Source organism: Sphingomonas sanguinis, from assembly GCF_001476905.1.
Lineage (GTDB): Bacteria > Pseudomonadota > Alphaproteobacteria > Sphingomonadales > Sphingomonadaceae > Sphingomonas > Sphingomonas sanguinis_B.
Genome location: NZ_LDTE01000212.1, coordinates 1 through 662 on the forward strand (window position 1 = coordinate 1; position 662 = coordinate 662).

The window sequence follows — 662 nt, forward strand, 5'->3', positions numbered from 1 at the left end:
TGGCCTTGTCGACCGCCGGAACCGCCGCAGCCCAGACCGCTAAGTTCGACCGTTTCACCTATCAGGGTCGCTCGATCGAACAGGTGAAGCCGCAGGCGGGTGAGTATCTGAACCCCATTATCGCAGGTTATTATCCCGACCCATCAGTGACGCGAGTGGGCAAGGACTATTATCTCGTCAACTCGTCCTTTGCGCACTTTCCCGGCCTACCGATCTTCCACTCGACCGATCTCGTCCACTGGACCCAGATCGGCAATGCGATCGACCGGCCGGGACAGCTGGACTTCAGCGGCCGTTCGGTGTCCGAGGCGGTGTTCGCGCCCGACATCAGCTATCACGACGGCACCTTCTACATCGTCAACACCTGCGTCCAGTGCCGGGGCAATTTCGTCATCACCGCCAAGGACCCGGCGGGCCCCTGGTCCGACCCGATCTGGCTGCCGTTCGAGGGGATCGACCCGTCCATTTATTGGGAGGGCGACCGCGCCTATATCGTCAACAACCGCGCGCCCAATGAGACGCCGCGCTATGACGGTCACCGCGCCATCTGGGTGCAGGAATATGACTGGCGCGCGGGGAAGATGGTCGGCGAGAGCACGCAGCTGGTCAATGGCGGCGTCGACCTGTCGAAGAAGCCCGTATGGATCGAGGGGCCACATATC

The 662-nt window shown here is 62.1% G+C and carries 1 protein-coding gene; it reads left to right on the forward strand.

Features of this window, described 5'->3' with window-relative positions; translation table 11 throughout:
- Positions 1-5: 5 nt before the first annotated feature.
- Positions 6-662, forward strand: a 657-nt coding sequence (locus SB4_RS18650; RefSeq protein ID WP_153006355.1) for a family 43 glycosylhydrolase, incomplete at its 3' end; no start/stop codon positions are given.